At 65.2% G+C, this 3,962-nt stretch carries 4 protein-coding genes; 2 read left to right on the top strand and 2 right to left on the bottom strand.

Going from position 1 to position 3,962, the window contains the following annotated elements; genetic code table 11:
• Positions 1–295: 295 nt before the first annotated feature.
• The gene (locus Q4F91_RS13000) at positions 296–1,252 is read right to left on the bottom strand and encodes a LysR family transcriptional regulator (protein ID WP_303338157.1); all 957 of its coding nucleotides are present in this window, start codon (positions 1,250–1,252) and stop codon (positions 296–298) included.
• A gap of 274 nt (positions 1,253–1,526) precedes the next feature.
• Here Q4F91_RS13000 and Q4F91_RS13005 point away from each other — a divergent pair, with 274 nt between their 5' ends.
• Both Q4F91_RS13005 and Q4F91_RS13010 read left to right on the top strand, forming a co-directional pair.
• Complete coding sequence (locus tag Q4F91_RS13005; RefSeq protein ID WP_303338158.1) at positions 1,527–1,997, top strand: CYTH domain-containing protein; 471 nt, start codon at positions 1,527–1,529, stop codon at positions 1,995–1,997.
• A gap of 13 nt (positions 1,998–2,010) precedes the next feature.
• Positions 2,011–2,649 (top strand): hypothetical protein, encoded by a 639-nt coding sequence (locus Q4F91_RS13010; RefSeq protein WP_303338159.1) that lies wholly within the window; start codon positions 2,011–2,013, stop codon positions 2,647–2,649.
• 187 nt (positions 2,650–2,836) lie between these two features.
• Here the strand turns inward: Q4F91_RS13010 and Q4F91_RS13015 are convergent.
• Positions 2,837–3,962, bottom strand: a 1,126-nt coding sequence (locus tag Q4F91_RS13015; protein ID WP_303338160.1) for a hypothetical protein, incomplete at its 5' end; no start/stop codon positions are given.

Genomic DNA, 3,962 nt, shown 5'->3' on the forward strand with positions numbered 1-3,962 from the left:
CCCCAGGTCTGGAAGAACCGGCTCGCGGCCGAGGGCGGCCGCTTCGGGATTCGGTTGAGCGAGTAGCTCTCCATGTCGAGCGGATCGTAGTCCGCGCTGACTGCGCCTGCGTTTGCCGCGGCTGCGGCCGGCGTTGTTGTCCTGTCGATGCCCATATGGCCTCCGCTTGTACGTTTATGTCCGAGGATAGGCGGCTCTTGAAAATGACGAGTCACCTTCTTGCCTCAATTCTGAAGCGGGATCACGGTGCGGAGTATCGTCAGATCTGATGCATTCAATCAGAAAACCTGATGGATTAATTGGGCACCGGGATGTCCGCCGCCCCGTTTCCCTTCTCCGACAGGCGGTTTTTCAGGAACTCCATGAAGACCTCGGTGTTGCGCGAGAACCGTCTGTCATTGCGCCACAGCATGAAAATGCCGCGCGAGAGACTCCAGCCCGGCACGGTCACCTCCACGAGGCGCCCCTCGGCGAGCTCGCGCTCGACCGCCGACCGCGAGAGGATCGCGAGTCCGGCGCCTTCCTCCACCGTGCGCTTGATCGCCCCGGCGTCGTCCATCACGATCGTGCTCTTCAGATGCAGGCCGAGGTTCGCGAGCTGCCGGCGCAGGTTCCTCGCCGAGGCGGTGTCGGGCCCCGAGAGGATGAAGGACTCCGACTGCACTTCCTCGGGCGATAGCACGTCTCCCGGGCGGAAGACCTTGAGGCTCGAGACGGTGCGGCCGTTGGGCGCGACGAGCACCAGGTCGTCGGTGCCGATGCGCTTCATGCCGACCGCGGCGGTCGGGTACTGCTCGGCGTCGCCCTCGCAGACGACGGCGAGGTCGAAGGCGTTGTCCTCGACGAGCCTCGCGATCGTGTGCGCCGTGTGATTCGTCACATGGATCTCGATGTCGGGGAAGCGCTCCCGGAAGGAGGTGATGATCCGCGGCAGCAGATAGACGCCCGCGATGCGCGAGGCGCCGATCCGTATGACGCCGCTCCTGAGTTCCCCGAGGTCCTCGAGCTCGCTCTCGAGCTGACGCATCCTGTCCGAGATGTCCTGCGCGGCACGGTAAACGATCCGTCCGGCGTCGGTGAGGACGATCCGGCGGCCTGTGCGCTCGAAGAGCCGCACCCCGAGCGCTTCCTCGAGCGCCGCGACATGAGCGCTCACCGCCGGCTGCGAGAGCGAGAGCTCGTAGGCCGCCCTCGTGAAGCTCATCAGCCGTGCAACGGCCATGAAGGTGCGCAGATGGGGAAGCGAAATCATTCGGTGGACCTCGGGTCGGGGAGACGGATCACTGGGAATCCTGATGGCGTCGCACGGGAACTTCAGCGGAATCCCGGGGACGGTGAGCTCTTTATATCAGGTTTTGTGATGAATCGGATCAGGATAACGCATCTCAAACGGCCTCCCGGTTCCGGAGAATGAATGCGAGGGATCCGAGGTTCCCGCGGGCGGCGTTCCGCCTGTGGCGCACCCGGTGCCCCGGATGAAGCCGGGAGGCCGGCATCGGTGCCCGCCTCCCCGAAGGAGTATGACGATGGCCAAGGAAGTTGAAAGAAAGTTTCTCGTGAAGGGCGACGGCTGGCGCGGACTCGCCGAGGGCGTGCACTACCGCCAGGGGTATCTGAACAGCGTCAAGGAGCGCACGGTCCGCATCCGCACGGTCGGCGACCGCGCGGTGATCACCGTGAAGGGCCTCACGGTCGGCGTGACCCGCATGGAGTTCGAGTACGAGATCCCGTACGACGACTGCGTCGCCATGCTCGACAACCTCGCCGAGAAGCCGATCATCGAGAAGACTCGCTACAAGATCCCCATGGGCGGGTTCGTCTGGGAGATCGACGAGTTCGCGGGCGTCAACGAGGGCCTCGTCGTCGCCGAGATCGAGCTTCCCTCGCCCGAGACGCCCTTTGAGAAACCTGACTGGATCGGCGAGGAGGTCTCGAGCGACCCGAGGTACTTCAACAACAACCTCGTCGCCCATCCCTACACCACGTGGACCAAGTGAAGGAGCGTGAGCCATGACTGACACGTTTGCGAAGAACAGGGCCACCTCCGCCGAGGAGGCCGCGAAGATCATCCCGCGCGCGGAGTTCCGCGTCTTCGGGAAGGACGTGATCGAGGGCGTGAAGGCGCACATGTGGACCTCGAAGGCTGTGCTCTTCAAGGCCCGCGTGATGCCCGCCGAGACCTACATTCTCTCGGAGCGCACGGACGCGGCCAATGTGAAGGTCCGCGACGGCCTGCTCGACATCAAGTACAAAACCGGCGAGACGCCCGAGGGCTACGAGATCTTCCAGCCGCGCGGAAAGTTCCAGTTCCCGGTGCGCCGCGAGGAGCTCGCGGCCATTCTCGAGGCGCTCGAGGCCGATGCCGGGGAGCTGCCCGAGGAATGCAGCTACGAGGCTTTCGAGGAACTCGTGCGCCGCACGCCGGGGCTCGCCCTCGTCAAGGTCGAGAAGAAGCGCTACGGCTTCTCCGTGAACGGCGTTATCTGCGAGTACGCCGAGGTGTGGTTCAACGACGCCCGTGTCGAGACTGCGTGCTGCGAGAGCGAGAACTACGAGGCGATGAGCTCAGCTGTCGAGGCGCTCGGCCTCAAGGGCGAGCCCAACACCAACTACCTCCGCGCCGCCAAGCACGTGATCGGCTGGGTCTGAGCCCCCCGGCTTCCCAAGCGGGCCGGACTCTGATCCCGGGCATGTGGTCAGGGTCCGGCGCGCGGGGAGTCCGGGGCCGCTGCAGCGCAGAACTGAAGGCCTGAAACGTCAACGGCCGCTCATTCCTATTGGAACGGGCGGCCGTTCTCATGGGCGTGTGACCGGAAAATGGGCTTTCAATGAGTCCTCACGCCGCTGCCGTCTCCTCCTCCTTCACGTCCTCGGACTTCGATGCCGTCTCGTCCGGCTGCTCGGCAGCTGTGTTCATCTCCGGCACCGGCGGCAGCCCGCAGTACCCGTTGCGCATCGAGAACGTGGCGATCGGGTTGTGGGGGACGCGTGCCCGTTTCGCCGTGCGCCTCAGGAGCGCCATCACCGCGAGCTTGAAGGCGTGCTGCACGTCCGGGTGGTCGAGCACGAGGTGCGCCCGCTCGAGCGGTGCCTGGAGATGCACGAAGTCACCGGCGGTCAGCGCCCGGGTGACTTCGCGCGCCATGTCCTTGTCCCGCGCGGTCTCGTCGGGATAGCGCCAGCCCAGCGCGGCGCAGAAATCCTTTCCGATCCTGAAATCCGCGGAGCCGTCGGGCGGGTCGCACCAGACCACGCCGTACTGACTGAGCTCTTCACGCAGCCTCCGTCCGCTTTCGGTCTCAGGCCCCGCGACGTTTCTCGCGAGCGCGAGGTCCGCCATCACGGGTCCGGGGTCCCCGGGCCTCCGGGTGAACTTCAGAACGACCTTGGAGCCGCCCGCGGTGAGAGTGAGCATGGGATAGCCGCGGCCGGTGGGAAGCTGGATTGCCCACCACAGGTTCTCGAGCTCCCACGGGTTCGGGATCGCCATCAGGATGCAGCGGTGCGCGATCTCGAGCATCCCGCGGGCGTGCCGTTCGGTCCTGAAAACCTTCCAGGCGTCACGTTCGCAGAGGATCGCGCCTTCATACACCGCCGCGAACTGCTCCAGGACGGTCTCGCCGTGGAGTTCCCCCTCGGCGAGAAAGCGCTCCTGCGCCCAGGGCGGGAAGACTTCGTCAAAGGAGTAGGCCAGGTCCATCGGGTAGGGCCCGTGCTGCGCGGCGACGCGGTTGAGAATCGGGAGCCGCGCCCGGGCGGCGCAGCCGATCATCAGCGCCTCGAGTTTTCTGAGCTCCTTCTGCGGGCAGGGCCTGAAGGCGATCCACTGATGGTCGGCGAAGGCATCCTGATAGCGATGAAATCTGAGCCGGTCCTTCATGTCAGTTGTCCTCGCGATGTAGAACGCGCCCGACCGGTGGATGATCAGGTAGATGCCGCAGAGCTTCCAGGCCGTCTTTTTT

It is taken from the genome of Sutterella sp. (assembly GCF_030539355.1).
Taxonomy (GTDB): domain Bacteria; phylum Pseudomonadota; class Gammaproteobacteria; order Burkholderiales; family Burkholderiaceae_F; genus Sutterella.

Excerpts from the sequence above, each read along its gene's own strand:
- Q4F91_RS13000 (WP_303338157.1), bottom strand. The coding sequence starts at position 1,252 with ATGATTTCGCTTCCCCATCTGCGCACCTTCATGGCCGTTGCACGGCTG.
- Q4F91_RS13005 (WP_303338158.1), top strand. The coding sequence starts at position 1,527 with ATGGCCAAGGAAGTTGAAAGAAAGTTTCTCGTGAAGGGCGACGGCTGG.
- Q4F91_RS13010 (WP_303338159.1), top strand. The coding sequence starts at position 2,011 with ATGACTGACACGTTTGCGAAGAACAGGGCCACCTCCGCCGAGGAGGCC.